Annotated in this window: 26 protein-coding genes; 15 read left to right on the top strand and 11 right to left on the bottom strand. The window is 68.8% G+C overall.

All coding sequences use genetic code 11. From position 1 onward, the window contains the following. Window positions 1–78 precede the first annotated feature (78 nt). The 4 genes from AAHM41_RS26755 to trhA all read right to left on the bottom strand — a co-directional run bounded on the left by AAHM41_RS26755 (window position 79) and on the right by trhA (window position 3976). On the bottom strand, window positions 79–1143 hold the full coding sequence (locus tag AAHM41_RS26755) for a DUF2333 family protein (protein ID WP_342239655.1): 1065 nt from the start codon (window positions 1141–1143) through the stop codon (window positions 79–81). Between the two features lie 104 nt (window positions 1144–1247). Beyond that, window positions 1248–2327: a hypothetical protein gene (locus tag AAHM41_RS26750; protein WP_342239654.1), complete on the bottom strand. Its 1080-nt coding sequence runs from the start codon at window positions 2325–2327 to the stop codon at window positions 1248–1250. A gap of 256 nt (window positions 2328–2583) precedes the next feature. Continuing rightward, window positions 2584–3234 carry a glutathione S-transferase family protein gene (locus AAHM41_RS26745; RefSeq protein ID WP_342239653.1) on the bottom strand — a complete coding sequence of 217 codons (651 nt, stop codon included), beginning with the start codon at window positions 3232–3234 and terminating at the stop codon, window positions 2584–2586. Window positions 3235–3319: 85 nt separating this feature from the next. After that, the gene (gene trhA / locus AAHM41_RS26740) at window positions 3320–3976 is read right to left on the bottom strand and encodes a PAQR family membrane homeostasis protein TrhA (protein ID WP_342239652.1); all 657 of its coding nucleotides are present in this window, start codon (window positions 3974–3976) and stop codon (window positions 3320–3322) included. 450 nt (window positions 3977–4426) lie between these two features. On the opposite strand from trhA, the gene AAHM41_RS26735 reads away from it, so the two are divergent. After that, window positions 4427–6457, top strand: coding sequence for a hypothetical protein (locus AAHM41_RS26735; protein WP_342239651.1), 2031 nt, complete (start codon window positions 4427–4429; stop codon window positions 6455–6457). 83 nt (window positions 6458–6540) lie between these two features. Here AAHM41_RS26735 and AAHM41_RS26730 read toward each other — a convergent pair whose 3' ends face one another. Then, window positions 6541–6753: a DUF1127 domain-containing protein gene (locus AAHM41_RS26730; protein ID WP_342239650.1), complete on the bottom strand. Its 213-nt coding sequence runs from the start codon at window positions 6751–6753 to the stop codon at window positions 6541–6543. 147 nt (window positions 6754–6900) lie between these two features. Here AAHM41_RS26730 and gcvA point away from each other — a divergent pair, with 147 nt between their 5' ends. From gcvA to AAHM41_RS26670, 12 genes are all read left to right on the top strand, one after another. Continuing rightward, window positions 6901–7851: a transcriptional regulator GcvA gene (gene gcvA / locus AAHM41_RS26725; protein ID WP_342239649.1), complete on the top strand. Its 951-nt coding sequence runs from the start codon at window positions 6901–6903 to the stop codon at window positions 7849–7851. Window positions 7852–8201: 350 nt separating this feature from the next. Then, the gene (locus tag AAHM41_RS26720; protein ID WP_342239648.1) at window positions 8202–9197 is read left to right on the top strand and encodes a BMP family lipoprotein; all 996 of its coding nucleotides are present in this window, start codon (window positions 8202–8204) and stop codon (window positions 9195–9197) included. A 19-nt stretch (window positions 9198–9216) separates the two neighbouring features. Further along, entirely contained in the window at window positions 9217–10800 is a 1584-nt protein-coding gene (locus AAHM41_RS26715) for an ABC transporter ATP-binding protein (RefSeq protein WP_342239647.1), read from the top strand. Continuing rightward, window positions 10797–11975, top strand: coding sequence for an ABC transporter permease (locus tag AAHM41_RS26710; RefSeq protein ID WP_342239646.1), 1179 nt, complete (start codon window positions 10797–10799; stop codon window positions 11973–11975). The genes AAHM41_RS26715 and AAHM41_RS26710 overlap by 4 nt, the downstream gene beginning before the upstream one ends. Further along, window positions 11972–12940, top strand: a complete 969-nt coding sequence (locus AAHM41_RS26705) for an ABC transporter permease (RefSeq protein ID WP_342239645.1) — start codon at window positions 11972–11974, stop codon at window positions 12938–12940. The genes AAHM41_RS26710 and AAHM41_RS26705 overlap by 4 nt, the downstream gene beginning before the upstream one ends. Before the next feature lie 3 nt (window positions 12941–12943). Continuing rightward, entirely contained in the window at window positions 12944–13360 is a 417-nt protein-coding gene (locus AAHM41_RS26700; protein WP_342239644.1) for a cytidine deaminase, read from the top strand. Between the two features lie 50 nt (window positions 13361–13410). Then, the gene (locus AAHM41_RS26695) at window positions 13411–13572 is read left to right on the top strand and encodes a hypothetical protein (protein ID WP_342239643.1); all 162 of its coding nucleotides are present in this window, start codon (window positions 13411–13413) and stop codon (window positions 13570–13572) included. After that, entirely contained in the window at window positions 13553–13984 is a 432-nt protein-coding gene (locus AAHM41_RS26690) for a hypothetical protein (RefSeq protein ID WP_342239642.1), read from the top strand. Before AAHM41_RS26695 ends, AAHM41_RS26690 begins: the two co-directional genes overlap by 20 nt. 129 nt (window positions 13985–14113) lie before the next feature. Then, entirely contained in the window at window positions 14114–15433 is a 1320-nt protein-coding gene (gene deoA, locus AAHM41_RS26685; protein WP_342239641.1) for a thymidine phosphorylase, read from the top strand. 3 nt (window positions 15434–15436) lie between these two features. After that, window positions 15437–16396, top strand: coding sequence for a DMT family transporter (locus tag AAHM41_RS26680; RefSeq protein WP_342239640.1), 960 nt, complete (start codon window positions 15437–15439; stop codon window positions 16394–16396). Then, entirely contained in the window at window positions 16393–17382 is a 990-nt protein-coding gene (locus tag AAHM41_RS26675) for an adenosine deaminase (RefSeq protein ID WP_342239639.1), read from the top strand. Before AAHM41_RS26680 ends, AAHM41_RS26675 begins: the two co-directional genes overlap by 4 nt. A 28-nt stretch (window positions 17383–17410) precedes the next feature. Further along, window positions 17411–17758, top strand: coding sequence for a RidA family protein (locus AAHM41_RS26670; RefSeq protein WP_342239638.1), 348 nt, complete (start codon window positions 17411–17413; stop codon window positions 17756–17758). A 132-nt stretch (window positions 17759–17890) separates the two neighbouring features. On the opposite strand, the gene AAHM41_RS26665 is transcribed toward AAHM41_RS26670, so the two are convergent. The 4 genes from AAHM41_RS26665 to AAHM41_RS26650 form a co-directional block, all read right to left on the bottom strand. Next, window positions 17891–18193, bottom strand: a complete 303-nt coding sequence (locus AAHM41_RS26665; protein ID WP_342239637.1) for a type II toxin-antitoxin system RelE/ParE family toxin — start codon at window positions 18191–18193, stop codon at window positions 17891–17893. Then, window positions 18190–18468, bottom strand: coding sequence for a type II toxin-antitoxin system ParD family antitoxin (locus AAHM41_RS26660; RefSeq protein WP_342239636.1), 279 nt, complete (start codon window positions 18466–18468; stop codon window positions 18190–18192). The genes AAHM41_RS26665 and AAHM41_RS26660 overlap by 4 nt, the downstream gene beginning before the upstream one ends. A gap of 64 nt (window positions 18469–18532) precedes the next feature. Continuing rightward, on the bottom strand, window positions 18533–19309 hold the full coding sequence (gene lepB / locus AAHM41_RS26655) for a signal peptidase I (protein ID WP_342239635.1): 777 nt from the start codon (window positions 19307–19309) through the stop codon (window positions 18533–18535). A gap of 90 nt (window positions 19310–19399) precedes the next feature. Beyond that, the gene (locus AAHM41_RS26650) at window positions 19400–20353 is read right to left on the bottom strand and encodes a phytanoyl-CoA dioxygenase family protein (protein WP_342239634.1); all 954 of its coding nucleotides are present in this window, start codon (window positions 20351–20353) and stop codon (window positions 19400–19402) included. 150 nt (window positions 20354–20503) lie between these two features. Here AAHM41_RS26650 and AAHM41_RS26645 point away from each other — a divergent pair, with 150 nt between their 5' ends. Continuing rightward, on the top strand, window positions 20504–21367 hold the full coding sequence (locus AAHM41_RS26645) for a helix-turn-helix domain-containing protein (protein WP_342239633.1): 864 nt from the start codon (window positions 20504–20506) through the stop codon (window positions 21365–21367). A gap of 51 nt (window positions 21368–21418) precedes the next feature. On the opposite strand, the gene AAHM41_RS26640 is transcribed toward AAHM41_RS26645, so the two are convergent. After that, a complete protein-coding gene (locus tag AAHM41_RS26640) occupies window positions 21419–21724 on the bottom strand; it encodes a hypothetical protein (RefSeq protein ID WP_342239632.1) in 306 nt (101 codons plus the stop codon). A 65-nt stretch (window positions 21725–21789) separates the two neighbouring features. After that, window positions 21790–22308 carry a GNAT family N-acetyltransferase gene (locus AAHM41_RS26635; RefSeq protein WP_342239631.1) on the bottom strand — a complete coding sequence of 173 codons (519 nt, stop codon included), beginning with the start codon at window positions 22306–22308 and terminating at the stop codon, window positions 21790–21792. Window positions 22309–22412: 104 nt separating this feature from the next. Between AAHM41_RS26635 and AAHM41_RS26630 the strand changes: the two genes are divergently transcribed. Further along, window positions 22413–23540, top strand: a complete 1128-nt coding sequence (locus tag AAHM41_RS26630; RefSeq protein ID WP_342239630.1) for a hypothetical protein — start codon at window positions 22413–22415, stop codon at window positions 23538–23540. Window positions 23541–23656 lie beyond the last annotated feature (116 nt).

Raw genomic sequence — 23656 nt, 5'->3', positions numbered from 1 at the left:
TTGCGGGAGAGGCAACAACCTACCGCCTCGATGCGATCGGATGAGCCGATCCGGCCCTGATTCATCCCGCGCCGGCCGTCAGTTCCGCAGCACGTTCGACAGCTCGCGCATCTGGGTGCGGGCGCGCAGCAGGAAGAAGCCCTGCACCGCCAGGTGGTTCGGCTGGAACATGGCGTCGGCGCGGCCGTTCATCACCACCAGCGGCCGCAGCTCCGCCGCCTCGCGCAGGTTGTCGACCATCTCGTCCCAGATCTTGGTCGCGCCGGACTGGGCGATCACCCCGTCGAAGTCGCGGCCGAGGGCGCGCAGCACCAGGAAATAGGCGTAGAGCCGGCCCTTGGTGGCATAGAAGATGTCGTCCGCCTGGGTGTCGATCAGCCAGCCGCGGCTGGCCTCGATATGGTCGGCGATCACCGAGGATTGCGAGCCGAGATCGGCGGCGAAGCGGTCGATCGACTGCAGCAGGTTGTCGGCCCGCCGCTCGAACGGCGCGGTACCGGCGGCGACCCGGTCGTTGTAGCTGCGCAGCGCCCGGGCGGCGGCGCGGTACTGCGATTCCGACGACGCGGTCGGCGCCCAGGAGGTGCTGAGGTCGAACAGCCAGATCGTGCCCGGATAGCGCAGCAGGCCGGTGGCGCGATCGAGATCCGGATCCACCTGAGACGAGCCGCGCGACCGGCCGATCTGGTCGCCCATCTCGGCGGTGAAGCGCGACAGGGCATAGACGATGCCCTGCTGGTAGTTCGGCATGTTGTCGAGCAGCCAGCCCGGCAGGAAGAACGGGTCGTTCGCGGTCCAGCGATGGGCGCCGCCGGTCTCGCGCTCGATCAACGCCGCGGCGATCTCCACCGCCTGGCTGCCGTTCGCCACCGGCGCGGCCGGGGCGAAGTCCGGGTCGTCGTCGATCGCGTGCACCACGAAGGCGCCGACCGCCATGTACAGCACGAACAGCACCACCAGCCCGCTGATGCCCCAGCCGACCGCCCGGGACCAGCGCCGGCCGCCGGCCGGTGGCGGTGTGGGCGGCGGCGTGCCTGCGGTCGCCCGGCGCCGGAACAGTCCGCCCAGCCGCGCGCCCCAGCCGCGACGGGCCGGCGCGGGACCGAGGTCCTCCTGGAAGATGTCGTCCGGCTGTCTGCTCACTCGCCCCTCGTGCCCTGTCGGTCCCGAGAGACAGAATGGCGACGGCGGCGGTTCCGTGCCAGCCCCTGCGTCGCTGCCGCGCCCGCCGACGACGCCGCGGCGGTTCAGCCGAGCCGATGGATGGGGGCGAGCATCCGCAAGCGGCGCCATCGGGCGTCGCGCGCGGTCTCGCTGCGGCGTCCGGCCCGCTCGGCGTCGGTCGATCGGTGCCGGTCGCGGTGCGGCGCCGGATCGGGCGGCCCGGTGCCGACGGACGGCCGCTCGCCCTCGGGCCCGCCAGCATCATCGGCCGGGATGGGGCGACAGAGTTTGGAAGCGGCGCGGTGCCGGGCCAGACCGGAGACCTGACCCTTCGGGCCGGCGGCCGGAGGCCCGGCTTTCGCCGCGGCGGCAGACCTGCCGGCTGCAGGCCCGCCGGCCGGAGGAGTCCCGGGGGGCGGCAGGCCGAGGGCCCGGCACAGGCTGGCGATCAGGGCTTCGATCGGCAAGGCGGTGTCGGCGAGGTCGACGTCGATGCGCTCGTCCTCGGTCAGCTTTTCCCGGAGATCGGTGGTCAGTTGCTCCCGGGCCTCGGGGTCGGGAACCGCGGCGATGGCAGCGGCGACGCCCTGGGAGACGGCCTGGCGCCGGCCGTCCTTTTCGTCCTGCCGGGTCTTCCGCCGGAACTCGGCCTCGCGCTGCGCCTGCTCCCGCTGCTGCCGCAGCCTGATCTTCAGTGCGATCGCACGGCGGATGCCGAGGAACAGGCTGCTGAAGCGGGTCTCGGCCGTCCCGGCGCGGTCGAGATCGTCGGCCGCGAGGGCGGCGAGGGCCTGGGCGTGAAAGCCGCGGGCCAGCTCCTCCGCAAGCTCCATCAGTTCGGACAGCATCGCGGCATCCTGGGCGTCCCGGGCGGCCTCATCCGCGGCCGGCGAAGCGGCCTCCTGCCGCTGCCGGCGCAGCTTGGCCTTGAGCGCGACGACGCGGCGGATGCCGAGGAACAGGCTGCTGAAACGGGCCTCGGCCTTGCCGGCGCGGTCGAGATCGCCGGCCGCAAGGGCGGCGACGCCCTGGGCCTGGAAGGCCCGGGCCATCTCCAGGGCGAGCTTGGTCAGCCCGGACAGCAGCTCGGCCTGCCGGACAGCCTCGTCCGCAGCCGGCGAAGCGGCGGGGCGAGTCCCGGCTGTGGTGGCACCATCGACCATCCGCGCATTAGAACAAAATAGGAACATTTAGTCAAGCTAAGCCTTGCCTTGACGCCGGCGACCTTTGAAATCGACGCTCCGGCTTCTCTTTTTTTCGTCATGGCGAGGCGCGCAGCGCCGTGGCCATCCAGTCTTTCAGCCCCCGCTCAGGTGGCGACAGTCTGGATGGCCACGCCCCTTCCGGGGCTCGCCATGACGGATTGGTATTTCGGGCTGCTGCTATGGCTGATCGTGAACCGGCCCGGAGCGGCCTTCGTCAGCCTTTCGATGCCGCCTTGAAGACCGCCGCCTGAGCAGCGAAGGCGCGCTGGTAGGCGGGCCGCGCTTCGCCCCGGGCGACATAGGCGGAGATGTTGGGGTGCTCCGCCAGCAGATCCGCCCCCTGCAGCCGGCGCAGCACCGTCACCATCAGCAGGTCGCCGGCGCTGAACGCCCCATCGAGCCAGTCGGCATCGCCAAGCCGACGGGACAGGCTGTCCAGCCGCTTCCGGATGCTGTCCTCGAGGCCACGCAGGCGCTGCTCGTACCAGGGCTCATCGCGCTCGAGGATCCTGGCGAGGGCACGGTCGAAGACCGGCGGCTCCACCGTGTTGAGCGCGGCGAACATCCACGCGATCGCGCGCGCCCGGGCAGCGGCATCGTCCGGCAGCAGGCCGGCATGGCGCTCGGCGATATGGAACACGATCGCCCCCGACTCGAACAGGGCGAGATCGCCGTCCTCGTAGGTCGGAATCTGCCCGAAAGGCTGAAGCGCGAGATGCGCGGGCTCCTTCATCGCCTTGAACGACAGAAGACGAACCTCGTAGGGCTGGCCCACTTCCTCGAGCGCCCAGCGAACGCGCATGTCCCGCGCCAGCCCGTTGCCGCGATCGGGAGAGCGTTCAAAGGCGGTGATCGTGATGGTCATCGTCGGTCTCCAGAGCCTGCCTGTCTTGAAGACGATCGGCCGAACGGGAATCCGACATCACCGATCGAGATCATCCGCAGCGGCATCAGCCCCGCGGCACGACGGTGATCATGATCCCGGTGAAATGCAGGGCGCTGCCGGCCAGCACGAACAGGTGCCAGATCATGTGGTTGAAGGGCAGCCGCTCCCACACATAGAACGCGACGCCGGCGGTGTAGGCGAGGCCGCCGGCCACGATCCAGCCGACCGCGACGCCGCCGAGCGACGACCAGACCGGGCCGATCGCGACCAGGATCAGCCAGCCCATGCCGAGATAGAGCGGCAAGGCGATGCGCCGACCGTAGCTGCGCAGGGCCAGGCGCAGCGTCACCCCGGTGATCGCCAGGCCCCAGATGACGACGAACAGCGCCCAGCCCCAGGCGCCGCGCAGGCCCAGCAGCAGGAACGGCGTATAGGTGCCGGCGATCAGCAGATAGATCGAGGCGTGGTCGAGCAGATTGCAGGCGTGTCTGAACCGGGCCGAGCGCGCCGCATGCAGCAGGGTGGAGGCGACATAGGTCAGCACCAGCGTCGCGCCGTAGATCGCCAGGCTGACGATCTCGAGCGCGCCGCCGTAGAGGCTCGCCAGGACCAGGAGCACCACCAGCCCGGCCACGGCGAGGGCGGCGCCGATGCCGTGGGTGACCGCATTCGCGATCTCTTCGGCCAGGGTCTCGGTGTGGTCGGCGATCCCTTCGGTCATGGGATCAATCTAGCATCCGATCCGGCCGCCGCCATGCGGCGCGATCAGCCATGGGACGCATCGATCGTCACGGCGAGCCCGCCCCTCGGCAGACTGCCGGACAAGGCAAAACAAGTGTCATGATTTACAATAAAAGAATCTAATTTTTGGCAATATTGAATAGACCTCCAGCGACCGTCTTCTGCTCCAGCAAATCCGCTTGTCAGATTTCGTTTCATTTGTAATGGTGAAATCCAGATCCGAATCTGTGGATCGGCATTTCGCCGCCAGATCCATAGGCTTCGATGTTTCCGGGATCGAATAATCCAAGGGAGGCGAGCTTGCATCCATGCCTGCGTCGATCGTGCAGCATGTCCTTCGTGAGTTCGCCTGCTTCCTTCTGAGATTCCGTCCGGGAAAGACCGGGATGTCGTCGATTCCGTCCTGAGGCCGAATCGACGCCACAACCCCATGCCCTCGACAGACGTGCCGAAAACCAACCCAATCAAAAAGGAGCCGGTCGTGAGAACATCTGCAACGACAAGATTATCGGCGCATGTGCGGCAAACGGCATTTCGGTATTCAAGACAGATAACACTGGCGCTGACCCTCGCGATGTCCGGCGCGGGCCTGGCCCATTCGCAGGATCTGGCGCAGGATCTGGCGACACGGGCCAATCAGACGGCCTATGGCGGCCAGATCGGCGTCCCCCTCAAGCAAGGCGACTTCGTCTATCTTCCGGCCGGATCCACCGTCACGGCCTGGGACTACCGGACTCCGGAGGCGCCCCGGCTGGCCGGCGACACGCGCCGGCAGCCGCTTGCCGGCGTCATCACCTCGATCGCGTCGCGCGGCCGATATCTTTACGCCAGCTGGCAGCGACAGGACGGCACCTCCGGCCTGGCGATCTATTCCCTCCTGAATCCGGGGCGTCCAAGGCTGGTCGATGGCGGCACCCTGCGGAAAAACGCAGCGGCCGAAAACATCACGGCGATCTCGATCGATGGGGATTTCCTCTATGCGTTCGACAGCGAACGAGGCCTGGTCGTCCACTCCCTGGCCGATCCGCTGTACCCCAGAGCCATCCGGGTGGTCGAGGCCGGCCCGGCCGATGTGGTCGGCATCGCCGGCGGCCGCATCTTCACGTCCGGCCGGACATGGCTGGGCGAAACTCTGCTGCAGGTGTTCGACAACAGCCGGAAGAATTTGCCCAAGAGGGTGACCAGCGAAAATCTGGACGGGTTCGAGAATTTCCGCCTGCAGTTTGCCTGGCCGCTCGCGGTGGGGTTCGGGCTGAGCGTCAATCTGTACTACCTGCCGCCCTGGGGCGGCCCGCCGCTGCTGTGGGGTAGCGCAGCACCGGGCGAGGCCCTGTTCAATGGCTTCGTCGCCGGCGACAAGGCCTATGGCTTCGGGGCATCCGGCGTCAGCGTCTGGAGCCTGCGCCTGCCGGTCCGCCGGGTCGGCCGCGCCGACTTCGACAATGCCTTCGCCGCGGAAACCACCGCTGTGCAGGGCCAGTTCGGATGGGTGGCCACCACCACCGATCAGCTGGCTCTCTTCGACACCGGCAAGACGGCATCGCCCCGCCTGGCCAGCGTCGTCGACACCCTTGGCGGCGCCGATGTCAGGGACGCGGCCCTCATCGACCGCAGCCTGGTGCTGCTCCAGAACGTCTATGGGCTGAGCGTGGCCAGCGATGCTGATCTCACGCCGACGGGAAGGTTCGACGCCGACCTGCCGAAGGCCAAGCAGGCCCGCGCCTTCGAGGACATGTCGGTCGACGGCAGACGGGCCTATCTGGCGGCCTGGGGCTATGGGTTGATCGTCGTCGATCTCAGCAATCCGTCGTCGCCGCGCGAGTTGGGACGCCTGCCCGCCGAATTCTCCTCCGCGATCGCGGGGAAGGGCCGGCATGTCTATCTCGGCACGGCCACGAACGGGGGCTCGGTGACGTCCGTCGACGTGTCGAACCCGGCCCGTCCGGTGGTGCGGGATGCGGTTCCGGTGGACACCCGTGTCGAGCGGCTGCAACTGGCCGGAAGTCTGCTCTTCGCGGCCACCGCGCCGGACGCCGCGGGAGGTCCTCCGGGGGGCTTGCGCATCTTCGATGTCGGCAACCCCTCGCAGATCAGCGAGATCGGACGCTACGCCGACGATTGCGCGTTCTCGAGCGACCTGGCCGTCAGCGACGATGCCAGGACCATCCACCTGCGATGCTCGAGCGGCCTCCACATCCTGGATGTGAGCCAGCCGAGCCGGCCGGTCCGCGTCGGGTTCCACGCGGCCAGCCCCGGTGGTCCGGCGATCGCGCTCGGCTCCGGATCGGTGTTCGTTGCGGCAGACGGTGATGTCGAGGAGATCGATGTGCGCAATCCGCGCCAGCCGACCTTGCTGAATCGATATCAGCTTCCGGCCGAGGCCCGCCGGCTGCGGGTGATGCCGGGCCGTCGCCTGTTCGTGTTCACAGGGACGGGGGGCATGCAGATTATCAAGCTCTAGCAGGCTGCGGAAAGGCGGATCGCCGGGACCGCCCGGCGTGATCGGCCCTGGGGGCGGAGAGCACCCAGGGCCGCCGCTCGAGGTCAGGCGCGCCAGAACGGCTTGCGGACCTCTTCCTCGACATCGCTGTGGCTGAGCCCGACATCGGCCAGGACATGGTCGTCGAGGCTGGACAGGTGACGGCGCTGCCGCTCACGGTCCTGCCAGTCCAGAAGCCGGTCGACCAGGCGCAGGACCAGGCCGCGGGAGGCGAGGTCGGTACGGGACGCGGTGAGCTGGATTCCAGTGGCGGACATCACGGTTCTCCTTGCTTTCGAGAGCGGCTGGCCCCTCGGGGGAAGCATCCGCCTCGCCCTGATAGTTGCGCCTTCGTTCTCGCTTCGACAAACGAGGCTTTCTCGTGCTACGGCTTAGAAAATCTATTGCATGACCGGGCCGATCCGATGGCGCGCCGCCTGCCTCCGCTCAACGCCCTCCGCGCCTTCGAGGCCGCCGCCCGGCACCTCAGCTTCGTCGACGCGGCCGACGAGCTCGCGGTCACTCCCGCCGCGGTCAGCCATCAGGTCAAGGCGCTGGAGGCGCATCTCGGCGTCGCCTTGTTCCAGCGGCTGCCGCGCGGGCTGGTGCTGACCGAGCAGGCCCGGATCCTGGCGCCGCAGCTGACCCGCGGCTTCGACCGCCTGGCCGAGGCGGTGGCGCGGGTCCGGGTCGACGAGATCCAGACCGTGCTGTCGGTCACCGTGCTGCCCTCCTTCGCCGTGCGCTGGCTGCTGCCGCGGCTGGCCGGGTTCCGCCGGCTCAACCCAGGCCTCGAGATCGAGGTCCGCGCCCAGCACCAGGCGGTGGATTTCCGCGGCGAGCGGGTCGACATCGCCCTGCGCTACGGCCGCGGCGGCTGGCCCGGCCTGCATGTCGAGCGCTTCCTCGACGACGCGGTGTTCCCGGTGTGCAGCCCGCAGCTGCGCGACGGGCCGCACCCGCTGCTGCGGCCCGAGGACCTGCGCCACCACACCCTGATCCACGACGTGCTGACCGGGGATGACGAGCCCTGGGTCACCTGGCAGCACTGGCTGCTGCATTTCGGGCTCGACGACATCGACCATCGCCGCGGGCCGCGCTACAGCGACAGCCACATGATGCTGGAGGCGGCGGCGGCCGGCGAAGGGGTGGCGCTCGGCCGCAGCTCGATCATGGCCGACGACCTGGTCCGCGGCCGGCTGATCCGCCCATTCCCGGACATCCAGGTCGCCGACTACGCCTACCATTTCCTGTGCCGGACCGACGCCATCGACCGGCCGGCCGTGCGCGCCTTCCGCGACTGGCTGGTCGCCACCGCGGCCGAGGACCCGACCGCGCCGGACGCCGCGGCGCCTGCCCCGGCCCTGGGCGGTTGAGCACAGTCCCCACCGATAGGCCTTTTGTCCGATATTAATACTGGTTTTCAACGCAAAATTTGCTTTGCCCGTTTGGTCAGGATTTAGTTACGGTTCGACTTCAGGAGAGGCGGCGCCGAGGGCACGGGAATCCGGTCGCGGCGCCATGCGAGGCTTGCGGTTCGTCGTCTCCCGGCTGGACGTCCGGGATCGAGCCCCTGGGAGAGATGATGACGACGGCATCCGACGCCCGGCGCGGCCGGCCTGCTCCATATCCTCCACCCATGCCCACGGCCCCTCGCGGCGCTGGCGCCCCATGCGCATGGCAGATATGTTCTGACTCTTGGTTCGACAGGGAGCGTCTTCCAACAATGAAAAACCTTCTCTCCGCCCTCGCCCTCTCCACGGCGCTCGTGGCCGGGGCTGCCTTCGCCGACGAGGTGAAGCCGGCAGTGGTCTTCGACATGGGCGGCAAGTTCGACCGCTCCTTCAACGAAGGCATCTACAACGGCTCGAAGAAGTGGTCCGACGAGACCGGCGTGAAGATCGCCGAGTTCGAGGTCACCAACGAGTCCCAGCGCGAGCAGGCGCTGCGCCGCATGGCCGAGAACGGCGCCAATGTCGTGATCGCCGTCGGCTTCGCCCAGGCCCCGGCGCTGGAGATCGTGGCCGACGAGTTCCCGGACGTGAAGTTCGCGATCATCGACGCGGTGGTCGAGAAGCCGAACGTCCAGTCGATCGTGTTCAAGGAGCAGGAAGGCTCCTTCCTGGTCGGCGTGCTGGCGGCGCTGGCCTCGAAGACCGGCACGGTCGGCTTCGTCGGCGGCATGGACATCCCGCTGATCCGCGCCTTCGGCTGCGGCTATGTCCAGGGCGTGCACTACGCCAATTCCAGCGCCAAGGTGCTGGAGAACATGACCGGCACCACCCCGGCCGCCTGGAACGACCCGACCAAGGGCGGCGAGCTGGCGCGCAGCCAGTTCGACCGCGGCGCCGATGTGGTCTATGCCGCGGCGGGTGCCACCGGCCTGGGCGTGCTGCAGGCCGCGGCCGACGCCAAGAAGCTGTCGATCGGCGTCGACAGCAACCAGAACCACCTGCATCCGGGCTCGGTCCTGACCTCGATGCTGAAGCGCGTCGACGTCGCCGCCTACAACGTCTTCAAATCGGCCCAGGACGGCAAGTTCAAGCCCGGCGTCAACGTGCTCGGCCTCAAGGAGGACGGCGTGGGCTGGGCGCTGGACGACAACAACGCCAAGCTGGTCACGCCGGAGATGAAGACCAAGGTCGACGCGGCGGCCAAGGGCATCATCGACGGCTCGATCCAGGTGGTGGACTACCGCACCAACAACTCCTGCCCGATGTAACAGCGGCGTCCGATCCGCAATGGACAATGATGGCGTGACCCGCGCCGCGACGGCCGGCGGTGCCCCAGTGGGGGCGCCGCCGGCCATCGAATTGCGCGGCATCAACAAGAGCTTCGGCCCGGTCAAGGCCAACCAGGACGTGTCGCTGACGATCGCCCCCGGCACGATCCATGGCATCATCGGCGAGAACGGCGCCGGCAAGTCGACCCTGATGTCGATCCTGTACGGCTTCTACGAGGCCGACAGCGGCGAGATCCTGGTCAACGGCCAGCCCAAACGCATCACCTCCTCCAGCGACGCGATCGCGACCGGCATCGGCATGGTGCACCAGCACTTCATGCTGGTGGAGCCGTTCACCGTGCTGGAGAACGTGATCCTCGGCGCCGAGGGCGGCGCCCTCCTGGCCGGCGGCAAGGCCCGGGCGCGGGCGGAGCTGCAGCGGCTGGAGCGCGAATACACCCTCGAGGTGCCGGTCGACGCCGTGGTCGGCGACCTGCCGGTCGGGCTGCAGCAGCGGGTCGAGATCCTGAAGGCGCTGTATCGCGGCGCCGACACCCTGATCCTGGACGAGCCGACCGGCGTGCTGACGCCGCAGGAGGCCGACCATCTGTTCCGCATCCTCGCGGCGCTGCGGGCCCAGGGCAAGACGGTGATCCTGATCACCCACAAGCTGCGCGAGATCATGGCGATCACCGATGCGGTGACGGTGATGCGGCAGGGCCGCGTCGTCGCCAATGTCGCGACCAGGGAGACCAGCCGCGAGCAGCTGGCCGAGCTGATGGTCGGCCGCAAGGTGCTGCTGCGCGTCGACAAGACCCCGGCCCGGCCGGGCGAGACGCTGATGGAGGTGCGCGGCCTCGACGTCGTCGATGGCCAGGGCGTGCGCCGGGTCAAGGACGTGTCCTTCGCGCTACGGGCCGGCGAGATCGTCGGCATCGCCGGCGTCTCCGGCAACGGCCAGTCGGAGCTGCTGGCCGCCCTGGCCGGCATGGTCCGGCCGGCCAAGGGCGACATCGCGGTCGGCGGCACCGCGCTGTCGACCCTGCCCCATGTCGACGCCAGGACCCTGCGCGGCCTCGGCGTCGGCCATGTGCCGGAGGACCGCCACCGCGACGGCCTGGTCACCGCCTTCACCGCGGCGGAATGCTCGATCCTCGGCCATCACGACGACCCGGCCTATAACGGCGCGGTGATGACCGACGGCCGCAAGGTGCTGGCCCATTGCGAGCGGCTGATGAAGGATTACGACGTCCGGCCGCCGAACCCGCATCTCAAGGCCGCCAACTTCTCCGGCGGCAACCAGCAGAAGATCATCGTCGGCCGCGAGGTCGAGCGCGACCCGAAGGTGCTGCTGGTCGGCCAGCCGACCCGCGGCGTCGACATCGGCGCGATCGAGGCGATCCATCGCCGCCTGGTGGCGCTGCGCGACAGCGGCAAGGCGATCCTGCTGGTCTCGGTCGAGCTGGACGAGATCCGCTCGCTGGCCGACCGCATCCTGGTGATGTTCGACGGCATGATCGTCGGCGAGGTCGCAGCCGAGGGCGCCAGCGAGCAGTCGCTGGGCCTGATGATGGCCGGCGTCCAGCAGGAGGCGGCGGAATGAGCGCGCTCGGCCGCCCGGCCGATGTGCCGCGCTGGGTGTCGATCGGGCTGATCCCGGCGGTCAACCTGATCCTGGCCTTTGTCGCCGCCGGGCTGGTGGTGCTGCTGATCTATTGGGGCCAGTACGCCGACGGCACGCTGCCCGGGGCGGACTATCTCTACACCCCGGTGCGGGCGGCCGGGCTGCTGCTGAAGGGCGCCTTCGGCAGCTTCCCGAACTGGAGCTACACGCTCTACTACACCACCAACTTCATCTTCGCCGGCCTGGCCGTGGCGGTGGCCTTCCATGCCGGGCTGTTCAACATCGGCGCCGAGGGCCAGGCCTATGTCGCCGGGCTCGGGGTCGGCCTGGTCTGCCTTTACCTCGACTTCCTGCCCTTCATCCTGGTGCTGCCGCTGGCGATCGTCGCCGCCGCCCTGTTCGGCGCCGCCTGGGCCTTCATCCCGGCCTATCTGCAGGCCAAGCGGGGCAGCCACATCGTCATCACGACGATCATGTTCAATTTCATCGCCTCGTCGCTGATGGTCTATCTGATGGTCCATGTGCTGATCGCACCGGGCCAGCAATCGCCCGAGAGCCGGGCTTTTACCGCCAACACCGTGCTGCCGACCATCAGCGAGGTGCTGTCCTGGTTCGGGATCCGCATGCGGCGGCTGCCGCTGAACCTGTCCTTCCTGTGGGCGCTGGCCTGCTGCGTCTTCGTCTGGATCTTCGTCTGGCGCACCCGCTGGGGCTATGCCCTGCGGACCGTGGGGCTGAATCCCCGCGCGGCCGTCTATGGCGGCATCTCGGTCGCGGGCATCATCATCCTGGCGATGTGCATCTCCGGCGCCCTGTCCGGCTTCATCGCGCTGAACGAGATCATGGGCGTGCAGCGGCGCATCCTGCTGAACTTCGTCGCCGGGGCCGGCTTCGTCGGCATCGCCGTGTCGCTGATGGGACGCAACCATCCCTTCGGCATCATCTTCGCGGCGGCGCTGTTCGGCGCCCTGTACCAGGGCGGGGCCGAGCTGAACTTCGACATGCCGGAGATCACGCGCTGGATGGTGGTGGTGATCCAGGGGCTGGTGATCCTGTTCGCCGGGGCGCTGGAGAACCTGTTCCGGCCGCGGATCGAGGCGCTGTTCCGACGCCGCCAGCCAGTGCTGCAGGCGGCGAAGGGGACAAGCTCATGACCCTGCTCGACGTCATCGCCCTGCTCGACGCCACCATCCGCACCTCGACGCCGCTGGTGCTCGCGGCGCTGGCCGGCCTCTTCGCCGAACGGGCCGGGCTGGTCGACATCGGCCTCGAGGGCAAGATGCTGGCCGCCGCCTTCGCCTCCGCCGCCACGGCCGCCTACATGGGTTCGGCCTGGGCCGGGCTCGGCATGGGCGTGGTGGTCTCGGTCCTGCTGGCCCTGCTGCACGGCTACGCCTCGATCACCCATCGCGGCAACCAGGTGGTCTCCGGCCTCGCCATCAACATCCTGGCGTCGGGGATCACGGTCACGCTCGGCATCGCCTGGTACCAGCGCGGCGGCCAGACGCCGCCGCTGGAGGGCGACGCCCGGTTCCAGCAGATCGTGCTGCCGCTGGCCGACACGCTGCGCGAGGTGCCGGTGATCGGGCCGATCTGGTCCGAGCTGATCTCGGGCCATTCGGTGCTGGTCTATGTCGCCTTCCTGGCGGTGCCGCTGACGGCCTGGATCATCTACCGCACCCGCTTCGGCCTGCGGCTGCGCGCGGTCGGCGAGAACCCGGCCGCGGTCGACACCGCCGGCATCTCGGTCACGGCGCTGCGCTACCAGGCGATGGTGCTGACCGGCGTGCTGTGCGGCCTCGCCGGCACCTATCTGTCGGTGGCGCAGAACGCCTCCTTCGGCCAGGACATGACCGCCGGCAAGGGCTATCTCGCCCTCGCCGCGCTGATCTTCGCCAAATGGAAGCCCTGGCCGGTGATGTTCACCTGCCTGCTGTTTGGCCTGCTGGAGGCGATCGAGGCGCGGCTGCAGGGCACCCGCATCCCGGGCATCGGCGAGATCCCGGTACAGTTCATCCAGGCGCTGCCCTATATCCTGACGGTGGTCCTGCTGGCCGGCTTCATCGGCCGGGCGACGGCGCCGAAGGCCAGCGGCGTGCCTTACATCAAGGAACGGTAAGCCATGAGCGATCCCGGCTTCGAGGCGCTGTTCCAGGCGGCCAGCGCGGCCCGCGCCCGCGCCCATGTGCCCTATTCGCATTTCCCGGTCGGCGCCGCGATCCGCACGCCGGACGGCCGCATCCATGCCGGCTGCAACGTCGAGAACGCCGCCTATCCGCAGAGCCAATGCGCCGAGGCGACGGCGATCGGCATCATGGTCGCGGCCGGCGGCCGGGCGATCGAGGAGATCGTGGTGATCGGCGGCGAGGCCGGCGACACGCTGCTGTGCACGCCCTGCGGCGGCTGCCGCCAGCGCATCCGCGAATTCGCCCGCGGCGACACCAAGATCCATGTCTGCGGGCCGGAGGGGCTGCGGATGACCACGACCCTCGACGCCCTGCTGCCCCATTCCTTCGGGCCGGAGAACCTGAAGGAGTAGTCTGGGACTCGCGACGCGTCGAACATCGAGTAGCGGACAAAGGAAGTCAGATGACGATCGGTCTCGAGAAGCTGCGAGATCGGCTCCTCGCCGATTCCGAGGTCAAAGCCGAGTACGATCGGCTAGGCCCGGTCTACGAGGTGGTCGGAGCGCTGAACGACACCCAGCACAAGGACAGAGCTGACGAAAGCGATGGCGGAGAGCTTGAATAAGGCCCGGCAGCGTCTGGTGGACGAGATCTCGGCGCAGCAGCGAGCCGGGTCGGGCGAGATCGCGGTGCCGCTCGACCTGTTCTTCGAGGGCAATGACGATCGTGGCTCGATCGGCTGCAATCTCGGAGATGAGCAACCCGCCATTGCCGAATTCTACCGGACGCTGGTGACCTTGTGTCGGCGGCCTGAGGTGCAGGACATCCTGGTCCGCATCTGCGCCGTGGATGACGATGAGAGCTGGCCATTCGCGGATACGGTCTACGTCATCTCGTCCCTTCCGCAGAGCTCGATTGAAAGCGCCCTTGCCGACCTGAGGTTCGACGAGGTTCTGGCCAAATGGATGTACGGCAAGCCGCCCGCCGCCGCAGAGCCGAAGCCGGGGTTCACGCCATACAGCGTTTGGTGGGATTGAACGGAAGCCACACGCCGCCTCTGGCGTCCATCCGTTTCCCGTCCTAGTAAGAACCAACCGTGTCCAAACGGATTCGCCCGAGGGTCGCCATGTCCGAGTTCGTCGCCGCGTCGATCGAGCGCCGCTGAGATGGCGCTGCTGCCGCAGGAGATCATCCGCCGCAAGCGCGACGGGGCCGTGCTCGACGATGCCGAGATCGCGGCGATGGTGCGCGGCGCGGTGGATGCCAGCGTCACCGACGCCCAGATCGCCGCCTTCGCCATGGCGGTGTTCTTTCGCGGCATGATCATGCCGGAGCGGGTGGCCTTCACCCGCGCCATGGCCCGGTCCGGCCGGGTGCTGGACTGGTCGGGCGCGAACCTGCCCGGACCAGTGCTGGACAAGCATTCGACCGGCGGCATCGGCGACAAGACCAGCCTGATCCTGGCCCCGATCGTCGCCGCCTGCGGCGGCTTCGTGCCGATGATCTCCGGCCGCGGCCTGGGCCACACCGGCGGTACGCTGGACAAGATGGATTCGATCCCGGGCTATGTCAGCCAGCCGGAGACGGATGTGCTGGACCGGGTGGTGCGCTCGGCCGGCTGCGCGGTGGTCGGCGCCACCCGCGACATCGCCCCGGCCGACCGCCGCATCTATGCCATCCGCGACACCACCGGCACGGTCGAGTCGATCGACCTGATCACCGCCTCGATCCTGTCGAAGAAGATGGCCGCCGGCCTGGGCGGGCTGGTGATGGACGTCAAGTTCGGCACCGGCGCCTTCATGAGCGATATCGGCGACGCGCGGGCTTTGGCCCGGTCGATCGTCGACGTGGCGAACGGCGGCGGCCTGCCGACGGTTGCCCTGCTGACCGACATGAACCAGCCGCTGGGCCGTGCCGCCGGCAATGCGGTCGAGGTGCGCGAGGCGATCGACCTGCTGACCGGCGGGCCGAAGGACGAGCGGCTGTGGGAGGTCACCGCCCGGCTGACCGCCGAGCTGCTGGTGATCGGCGGCCTGGCCGCGGATGCCGAAGCCGGCCGGGTCAAGGTCGAGCACGCTTTGGCCAGCGGCGCCGCGGCCGAGCGCTTCGCCCGCATGGTCGGCGAGCTGGGCGGCCCGGCCGACATCCTGGAGAAGGACCACCTGCCGGCGGCGCCGGTGGTACGGCCGATCGCGGCAGAGCACAACGGCGTCGTCGCCGCGGTCGACGCCCGGGCGATCGGTGTCGCCATCGTCGCGCTGGGCGGCGGGCGCACCCGGCCGGAGGACGGCGTCGACCACGCTGTCGGCCTGACCGAAATCGCCGCCATCGGCGAGGCCGTCGGCGGCAAGGGCCGGCCGCTGGCGCTGCTGCACGCCCGCGACGAGACCTCGGCCGCCGCGGCCGAAGCCGCGATCCGCGCCGCCATGGCCGTGGCCGACACTGCCCCGGCCCAGCCGGCGCTGGTCGCCGAGCGGATCGCCTGAGCCATGGGCGTGCAGGCCGCGACAGCGCCACCGCAGGCGAAGCAGTCTGCAGCGCAGGGCATCGCGCTCTACACCGGCGGCATCTTCCTCCTGTGCATCATGGACGCCATGATCAAATGGCTGTCGGCCGATTATCCGATCGCCCAGATCGTGTTCTTCCGCGCCTCCATCGGGCTGATCCCGACCCTGGTGATGCTGTATCGGCCGCCCGGGCTCAAGGCGCTGCGGACCCGCCGGATCGGAGTGCACATGATGCGCGGCCTGGTCGGCTGCATCGGCACCTTCGGCTTCTTCTGGGCCTTCGCGGTGATGCCGCTGGCCGACGCCTACGCCATCGGCTTCGCCGCGCCGATGTTCATCACCGCCATGTCGGTGCCGATCCTGGGCGAGAAGGTCGGCCTCAAGCGCTGGCTGGCCGTGCTGGTCGGCTTCGCCGGGGTGCTGATCATGATCCGGCCGGGCGGCGAGGGCAGCACCTTCGGCAGCGGCGGCGCCATCGCTCTCCTGGCCACCGCGGCCTATGCCCTGTCGATGGTGCTGATGCGGCTGTACAGCCGCACCGAGACCAACGCCTCGATGATCTTCTACGCCACCATCGTCATCGTCGCCGTCGCCGGGGTGCAGATGCCCTTCGTCTGGGTCACCCCGACCTGGAAGGACGCGGGGCTGCTCGCCGTGCTCGGCCTGCTCGGCGGCATCGGCGCCATCATGATGGCGCAGGCCTATCGCGTGGCCACGCCGTCGATCGTGGTGCCGTTCGAATACACCGGCATGATCTGGGGCGTGGGGCTGGGCTTCATGCTGTGGGGCGACGTGCCCGATCTCTGGATCTGGGTCGGCTCGGCGGTGGTCGTCGCCAGCGGCCTCTACATCCTGCACCGCGAGACGCGGAGCCGGTCGCCCGCCTCGCCGCCTGCAGCGGCGACCGACCCGGCCGGCGAGAGCGGGATATCGGCATCATGACGGAGGGCGCGGCGATGCTGCCGAAGGCGGAGCTTCACCTGCATCTGGAGGGCGCGGCCAGCCCGGACCTGGTCCGCCGCCTGGCCGCCCGGCACGGCATGACCCTGCCGGCGGAGCTGTTCACGGCGACCGGCGAGTTCGCCTGGACCACCTTCCTGCACTTCCTCAAGGTCTACGACATCGCCAGCACGGTGGTCAAAACCGAGCAGGACTATCGCGATGTCACCTACGAATACCTGAAGGCCTGCGCCGCCGAGGGCGCGATCTATGTCGAGCTGATGTCCTCGCCTGACCATGCCGCCACGGCCGGCCTGTCCTATCAGGGCCATCTCGACGGCATCGTCCAGGGCATCGAGGATGCGCGGGCCGAGACCGGTATCGAAGCCCGCATCATCGTCACCTGCGTCCGCCATCTGGGGGCGGAGCGCGGGGTCGAGGTGGCGAAGCTGACGGCGAAGCACCCGCATCCGCTGGTCACCGGCTTCGGCATGGGCGGCGACGAGGCCGGCTTCCCGCCGCGGCTGTTCGCCCAGGCCTTCCGCATAGCCCATGAGGAGGCCGGCCTGGCCTGCAACGTCCATGCCGGCGAGGCGGCGGGGCCGGAAAGCGTGTGGGCGGCCTTGCGCCTGCCGGTGGCCCGCATCGGCCACGGCGTGCGCTCGATCGAGGACCCGACCCTGGTGCGCGAGCTGGCCGACCGCGGCATGGTGCTGGAGGTCTGCCCGACCAGCAACGTCGCCACCAAGGTCTACCCGGACTATCGTGCCCATCCGCTGCGCCAGTTGATGGAGGCCGGGGTGAAGGTGACGCTGAACAGCGACGACCCGCCCTATTTCGCCACCACCATCGGCCGCGAATACGAGGTGGCGGAGCGGCATTTCGGCCTCGACGAAGCCGCGCTGCGGCAGGTCACCCGCACCGCGCTGCAGGCCGCCTTCGTCGACGAACCCACCCGGGCCAAGCTTCTCGCCAGGCTCGAGTCCTGATCCAACCGAAGAAGAGAGAGGATATTCCATGACCATCAAGCGCATCGGCGTCGGGCCGCGCATGAGCCAGGCCGTGATCCATGGCGACCGCGTGTTCCTGGCCGGCCAGGTGGCCGAGACCCCGACCCCGGACGTGACCGACCAGACCCGGCAGATCCTGGCGGCGATCGACGGGCTGCTGGCCGAGGCCGGCACCGACAAGACCAAGCTGCTGACCGCCAACATCTGGCTGGCCGACATCGCCGATTTCGCGGCGATGAACGCGGCCTGGGACAAGTGGGTCTCGCCGGGCAACACCCCGGCCCGCGCCACGGTCGAGAGCAAGCTGGCCGGCCCGGAATACCGCGTCGAGATCCAGGTCACCGCGGCGATCTGATCATATTGCCTGTCATTGCCGGGCATGACCCGGCAATCCAGAGAGCGTCGACACCTTCTGGATGCCCGGGTCAAGCCCGGGCATGACAGTTTTGGGGATAGTTCTCCATGGGCATCCCTGGTTGAACTCGGCCTATTGGCTGAGCAACCCGAGGTCACGGCCGCCATACAGAATGCGATCGACCGTCACCGTGCCAGGACTGATGTGGAAGGCGATGGCGACCCGGCGTTCGAAGCCGACGACGCGCAATCCCGGAAACAGATCGTCCCGAGACGCTCCCCGCTCCGGGAACGTCGAGAAGCCCTGGCAGAAGGCTTCGATCCTCTCGATGTAGCCGATGGCCCGCTCGGCGCCGGAGTGCTCGGCGATATACCGATAGAGCTGCAGCAGATCGTCCCTGGCCTCTGGCGAGAAGACGACCGCGTATTGTGTCACGGAGTCCGCGATCGCTTTGCGTGCAGCGCACGGATCTCCGCGAACACCTCGGCTGCCGGGATCGCCCGGCCAGGGTCGTCCTGCATCGCCGTAGCGATCGGGACGACTTCCTCTCGCAGCCACTGCTCGACGGCGGCATCCCGCTCCTGCAAGGCACGCAGGCCGGCGCGGACAACTTCGCTGGCCGTCGCGTAGGCGCCCGACGCGACCAGGCCATCGATGTAATTGGCCTGCTCGACGGGCAGGCTGACGGTTCGCTTCTCGGCGGATGGCATCGTTCGATCCTCCACCAAGATTCTAGCACGCGGTATGAGAAAATCATACCGCGTGACCTGTACCTCACTCGATCGCCGACAGGAAGCGGTCCAGCCGCAGGCCGGCGGGCCAGGTCCAGACCGGCTGCGAGGCGCGGCCGAGATCCCAGGACGCGACCACAAGCTCGGCCTTGCCGACCAGGTCGCCGACCGGCAGCAGGCCGACGCCGCCGGCGCTGACCGGCAGGCGGCTGTCCGCCGAGTTGTCGCGGTTGTCGCCCATGACGAAGAGATCGCCGGGTGGCACCGTGACCTCCGCCATCTCGTCCAGCGGCCCGCGGGCGTAGAGCTTGAAGATCGGGTGGCTGACCCCGCCCGGCAGGGTCTCGATCGCGCGGATGGCGCCCACGGTCGCGCCGTCGCCGCGCTCCACCCTGCCCTCGCCGTCCGGCCGCAGCCCGACCGGTTCGCCGTTGATCCACAGCCGCCCGTCGCGCATCGCGACGCGGTCGCCCGGCAGCCCGATCACCCGCTTGACCCAGGTCTGCGACGGGTCGCCGGGCCAGCGGAAGACGACGACGTCGCCGCGCGCCGGCATCCGGCCCAGCACCCGGCCGCTCGCGGGCACGGTCAGGCCGAAGGGCAGCGAGGCGGCACTGTAGCCGTAGCTGAACTTGGTGGCGACCAGCTCGTCGCCGATCTGCAGCGTCGGCTCCATCGAGCCGGAGGGGACGTAGAAGGGCTCGGCGATGGCGGTCTTGCCGGCGGCGATCACCAGCAGCAGCACGGCCAGCTCGCCGGCGCCGCGCAGCCAGCGCCGGGCGCTTCCGCCCTTCCTCGATGCCATATCATCGGCCGCCATGGCGCACCTCCGGGGCCGGACCTTCGCGCCGCGCCCGGCCCCGGACAAGTTACGAATGGGACATGATCGGCGCCGGGGCGCCGCGCCGGCCTATTCGTCCCAGGAGGCGAGGCCGAGCAGCTTCTCGCCCAGCGGGGTCAGCCTGGCGCGCTCATAGCGGGTCTTCTCCCATTCGCGCGGATCGCCGGGGAAGGCGTAGCCCTGCGGCGGCTCGCGGTCGCGCCAGGACTGGATGCGCCAGTCGCGCAGCTGGGCATTGCCCTCGTCGGCCGGGGCCATCGAGATGTACTGCGCCATCCGCACCCGGTCCTGCGATCGGTTGGGGCGGATGCCGTGCGCCAGCAGGCTGTTGAAGATCAGCAGGTCGCCTGCCTTCATGGTGATGTTCCTGATCTCGAAGCCGGCGGTGTCCGGCGCCCAGGGGTTGCGGTCGGCCGGCTGGGTCTGGCGCCAGGTCTCCAGCGTCCGGAACAGCTCCGGCACGCATTGGAAGCCGCCCATCTCCGGGTCGGTGTCGACCAGCGACAGCACGCCCTGGCAGTTCACCGGCAGCGGCGTCAGCGAGGTGTCGGCGTCCCAGTGGATGAAGCCGTTGAAGCCGCGGGCCTGCCGGTTCGGCGGGTTCAGGTTGGCGCGGTCGATGGTGACCCACAGCCGCTCGGTGTCCCAGATGTCGACGAAGGCGTCATACACACGGCTGTGCTGGCGGTTGTCCCACAGCAGCTGGTGATTGTAGATCTCGACCATGCCGCTGTTGTTCAGCTCCTTCATCGCATGGTCGCGCAGCTGCGGCTTCACCCAGCTCTCCGGATCAGCCGGATCCATCTCCTGGAACTCCCACAGCAGGTCGCGGGTGCGCTGGAGGTTCTCGGCCGGTACGGCGTTCGGGACCACGACATAGCCCCAGGTGATCCAGTGCTTCCAGTCCGCCTCGGACAGGACGCGCAGCGGCAGCGTCTTCTCGATGTCCTTGAGCTGGGTGTCGTAGGTGTAGGAGACCGAGGCGTTGCCCGGCCGGTTGTCCCCGTACTGATAGCGGTCCATCGGCGTTTCCCCTGAGCGGTGCGGCGTTCGGCCGTCCATGTCAGGACTGTAGCGCCGTCCGGGCCTGCCATGTTGGCGCCGCCTGCCGAAAACTGATACTGGAGTCGCGTCAGGCCGTGTGCAGGCCGTCGTTGTGTATCAGTTCCCGCCATGCAGCCGATCTTCGAGAAGGTGACGGTGCCGGGGGATGCGTCCTGGACGCTGCTGAACCGGCGGCTGGACGACGCCATCCCGTTCGAGTGGCACTACCACCCGGAATTCGAGCTGACGCTGACCCTGAACAGCCGCGGCCAGCGCCATGTCGGCGACCATCTCGGCCAGTATGACGACGGCGACCTGGTGCTGGTCGGGCCGAACCTGCCGCACACCTGGTGCTCGCGCGAGCGGATCGACCCGGCCCGGCCGCACATCGCCCTGGTGATGTGGTTCTCGCCGGACTGGGCGACGCGGCTGGTCGGGTCGCTGGCCGAGCTGCGGCCGGTGGCGCGCCTGCTCGACGAGGCTGGGCGCGGCCTCGCCTTCTCCACCGCTGTCGCCGCTTCGGTGCGGCCGGCGATCGAGGCGATGCCGGATCTCGACCCCGCCGGCCGGCTGCTGCGGCTGATCGAGGTGCTGACCGCCCTGGCGCGGGACGACGGCCGGGCGCCGCTGGCCGCCCCGGCGCCGCTGCCGGCCGCCGTGGCGGCGCCGGAGCAGGCCCGGATCGACCGGGTGCTGAACCACATCCACGCCCATTACCGCGACGACATCCCGATCGCGAGGCTGACCGGCCTGGCCTGCCTCAGCCCTTCGGCCTTCCACCGCTTCTTCCGCCGGCACACAAGGCTGACCGTGTCGCGCTATGTCGCCCAGCTGCGCATCGGCCAGGCCTGCTCGCTGCTGATCAACAGCGACCGGCCGATCGCCCATGTCGCCGACGAGGTCGGCTATCCCAACATCGCCAATTTCAACCGCCAGTTCCGGGCGCTGAAGGCGATGACCCCGCGCGAGTTCCGCCGCAGTTTTCGGGGGTGAGCGGGCCGTCGGGCGGACGGTCTGACCAATGCAGATTGTTCGCACGAACGGCTAGCGGATGCTGTGCTCCAGTCGTTGGTAGACCCAGCCCTCAGCCAGGATATTCTCTTTGGGCAAGGCATCCGTGCTTACGATCACTTGTTTTTCGATCTGGCACATCGGAAAGTCGGCAACGATTTCCGTGGCGGCAACTGAAAGCGCGTCGATAGCATCGTTGCCGAGATCTTCAGCCGCCACGATCGTCATTCTGATCGTCGCCCCCTCTCGCTTGATCTTAACTAGCCTGATCGCGGGGTGGATCGCGCCGAGCAGTGCGCATTGCGCTGAAAGCCTGAGCTCGGGTTCGACGATGGTCATGGCCCAAACTATCACGACAGAACGAATGTCCACAAAGGGGCGGAGGCGCCCGCAGGTCGGCCCTCTCACCCGATCGCCTTCGTCATCTCCACCCAGGTCGGCCTGTCATAGCCTGGATGGGCGTGCAGCGCGCCTTCGGCGAAGCCGAGCGATTGGAAGAAGCGGCGGTTGCCGTCCAGCGCCAGGCGGACGCCCAGGGTCAGGCGACGGCCGCCCAGCCGACGCGCCTCCGCCTCGGCCGCCGCCATCAGCGCCCGGCCGACGCCGCCGCGGCGATGCGCGCCGGCCACCGCGACCCGGCCGACATAGATGTCGCCACTTTCGCGCCGCTGCAGGAACAGGCAGCCGACCGCCGACCCGCCGATCTCGGCCACCAGCCCGAGCTCGCGGCCCAGCAGCTCCGTGATGCTCTCCGCCGTCTCGCGCACCGCGCTGGGCGGCGGGTCGAGCCGGTCGATGTAGTCCGCGAAGGCGCCGCGGATCAGCGCCACCACCGCCGCGATCTCCGCCGAGTCGCCGCGCATCGGCCGGACCGTCACCCCCGACCCGGGCGCCCCGCCGCCGCCCTGCCTCGTCTTCGCCATGGAAAAGCCCCGAGTCGCCTGCCCCATTATGCAGTGCCAGAATGCGGCCGGCGGAGACAGCCCCGCCCACGGCAGAATTGAAGGGGGAGACCATGACTCATCGCATGACAGCGGGCGTCGCGACCTTGGCCGCATTGCTTGCGGCGACGCCGGCCTGGGCCCAAAGCGCCAATCGCGGCCTGCAGACCGTGACCGACGGCGCCAAGGTCACCGGCCATATGACCATCGATTTCAACTCGCGCAGCGTCCGCAACACCAACGGCCTCGACGTCTACACCATCGAGGCCCTGACGGTGGCGGACCTGATGGCCTATGCCGGCTCGGCCCAGCGCAAGCCGGAGGACACCATCACCTACAGCCTGCGGATCGACGTCAACAACCCGCAGAACCCGAGCCAGATCGCCAAGGAAGTGGCGATCCTGCGCGGCGAGACGCCGATCGACGAGGGCGGGCGCTACCAGCCCGAATCCGGCAATCTGCGGCTCGACATCGTCAAGGGCCAGCAGTCCAGCGGCAAGTTCGGCGGCGTCATCCAGGGCCGCGAGGTCACCCGCTGGTGGGAGCTGGGCGAGCAGATCAACCGCGCCTCGAAGGCGGCGGACAAGCTGTATTCCCGCACCGTCAACGGCAAGGTGGTGACGATCCAGGTCAAGAACCCGGACCCGCTGGCCTTCCAGGGGCTGGTGCTGGCGCCGGGCCCGTTCTCGTTCCTGCCGCAGACCCGGGTCTCCGGCAATCTCGACTATGATTACGAGCTCGGCAACTGGCTGACCGACAACAACGGCATCAGCTTCCAATACGCCATCGGCAACCAGGCCTATACCGACAAGGTCGCCGGCTCGATCCGCTATGTCGAGGAAGAGGGCAACTTCACCGACGCCAAGGGGCAGAGCCGCAACTACACCGGCTATTACGACTACAACCTGCGCTTCAACGAGGCGGTGGTGAAGCCGGAGGAATCCTTCTTCGGCGGCGAGAACAACGACGCCGATGTCGAGGCCTTCTTCGGCACGGTGGAGCAGGACCAGGCCGGCATCTACGGCCGCGTCTACTATCTGGACAGCGAGGACGGCTGCAAGCGCGAGAAGAACGAATCCGGCCAGCTGGAATGCATCGGCCCGACCCGGTCGGAGGTGTATTGGGACCTGAAGCCGGTGAAGCTGACCTACAGCCAGCTCGGCAACTGGTTCAAGCTCGAGCCGCTGATGATCGGCCCGTTCAACGACGAGTGAGCCCGACGCCGACGGGCAGCCCCCTCACCCTCCCGGCCCAAGCGGGCCGGGCCCCTCCCTCTCCCCCCGGGGGGGGGGTTTAACCTCTCCGGGGGGGGGGGGGGGGGATAGCGGGG

This window comes from Inquilinus sp. OTU3971 (assembly GCF_038440215.1).
This window is presented reverse-complemented; position numbering and strand designations above follow the sequence as displayed.

Bases quoted from the DNA above. Each gene is read 5' to 3' on its own strand.
- AAHM41_RS26630 (WP_342239630.1), top strand. From the start codon at position 22,413: ATGACAGCGGGCGTCGCGACCTTGGCCGCATTGCTTGCGGCGACGCCG.
- AAHM41_RS26675 (WP_342239639.1), top strand. From the start codon at position 16,393: ATGACGGAGGGCGCGGCGATGCTGCCGAAGGCGGAGCTTCACCTGCAT.
- AAHM41_RS26720 (WP_342239648.1), top strand. From the start codon at position 8,202: ATGAAAAACCTTCTCTCCGCCCTCGCCCTCTCCACGGCGCTCGTGGCC.
- AAHM41_RS26735 (WP_342239651.1), top strand. From the start codon at position 4,427: ATGCCCTCGACAGACGTGCCGAAAACCAACCCAATCAAAAAGGAGCCG.
- AAHM41_RS26640 (WP_342239632.1), bottom strand. From the start codon at position 21,724: ATGACCATCGTCGAACCCGAGCTCAGGCTTTCAGCGCAATGCGCACTG.
- AAHM41_RS26695 (WP_342239643.1), top strand. From the start codon at position 13,411: ATGACGATCGGTCTCGAGAAGCTGCGAGATCGGCTCCTCGCCGATTCC.
- AAHM41_RS26635 (WP_342239631.1), bottom strand. From the start codon at position 22,308: ATGGCGAAGACGAGGCAGGGCGGCGGCGGGGCGCCCGGGTCGGGGGTG.
- AAHM41_RS26710 (WP_342239646.1), top strand. From the start codon at position 10,797: ATGAGCGCGCTCGGCCGCCCGGCCGATGTGCCGCGCTGGGTGTCGATC.
- AAHM41_RS26660 (WP_342239636.1), bottom strand. From the start codon at position 18,468: ATGCCATCCGCCGAGAAGCGAACCGTCAGCCTGCCCGTCGAGCAGGCC.
- AAHM41_RS26645 (WP_342239633.1), top strand. From the start codon at position 20,504: ATGCAGCCGATCTTCGAGAAGGTGACGGTGCCGGGGGATGCGTCCTGG.
- AAHM41_RS26730 (WP_342239650.1), bottom strand. From the start codon at position 6,753: ATGTCCGCCACTGGAATCCAGCTCACCGCGTCCCGTACCGACCTCGCC.
- AAHM41_RS26715 (WP_342239647.1), top strand. From the start codon at position 9,217: ATGGACAATGATGGCGTGACCCGCGCCGCGACGGCCGGCGGTGCCCCA.
- gcvA (WP_342239649.1), top strand. From the start codon at position 6,901: ATGGCGCGCCGCCTGCCTCCGCTCAACGCCCTCCGCGCCTTCGAGGCC.
- AAHM41_RS26745 (WP_342239653.1), bottom strand. From the start codon at position 3,234: ATGACCATCACGATCACCGCCTTTGAACGCTCTCCCGATCGCGGCAAC.
- deoA (WP_342239641.1), top strand. From the start codon at position 14,114: ATGGCGCTGCTGCCGCAGGAGATCATCCGCCGCAAGCGCGACGGGGCC.
- AAHM41_RS26750 (WP_342239654.1), bottom strand. From the start codon at position 2,327: ATGGTCGATGGTGCCACCACAGCCGGGACTCGCCCCGCCGCTTCGCCG.
- trhA (WP_342239652.1), bottom strand. From the start codon at position 3,976: ATGACCGAAGGGATCGCCGACCACACCGAGACCCTGGCCGAAGAGATC.
- AAHM41_RS26690 (WP_342239642.1), top strand. From the start codon at position 13,553: ATGGCGGAGAGCTTGAATAAGGCCCGGCAGCGTCTGGTGGACGAGATC.
- AAHM41_RS26705 (WP_342239645.1), top strand. From the start codon at position 11,972: ATGACCCTGCTCGACGTCATCGCCCTGCTCGACGCCACCATCCGCACC.
- AAHM41_RS26670 (WP_342239638.1), top strand. From the start codon at position 17,411: ATGACCATCAAGCGCATCGGCGTCGGGCCGCGCATGAGCCAGGCCGTG.
- AAHM41_RS26700 (WP_342239644.1), top strand. From the start codon at position 12,944: ATGAGCGATCCCGGCTTCGAGGCGCTGTTCCAGGCGGCCAGCGCGGCC.
- AAHM41_RS26650 (WP_342239634.1), bottom strand. From the start codon at position 20,353: ATGGACCGCTATCAGTACGGGGACAACCGGCCGGGCAACGCCTCGGTC.
- AAHM41_RS26680 (WP_342239640.1), top strand. From the start codon at position 15,437: ATGGGCGTGCAGGCCGCGACAGCGCCACCGCAGGCGAAGCAGTCTGCA.
- lepB (WP_342239635.1), bottom strand. From the start codon at position 19,309: ATGGCGGCCGATGATATGGCATCGAGGAAGGGCGGAAGCGCCCGGCGC.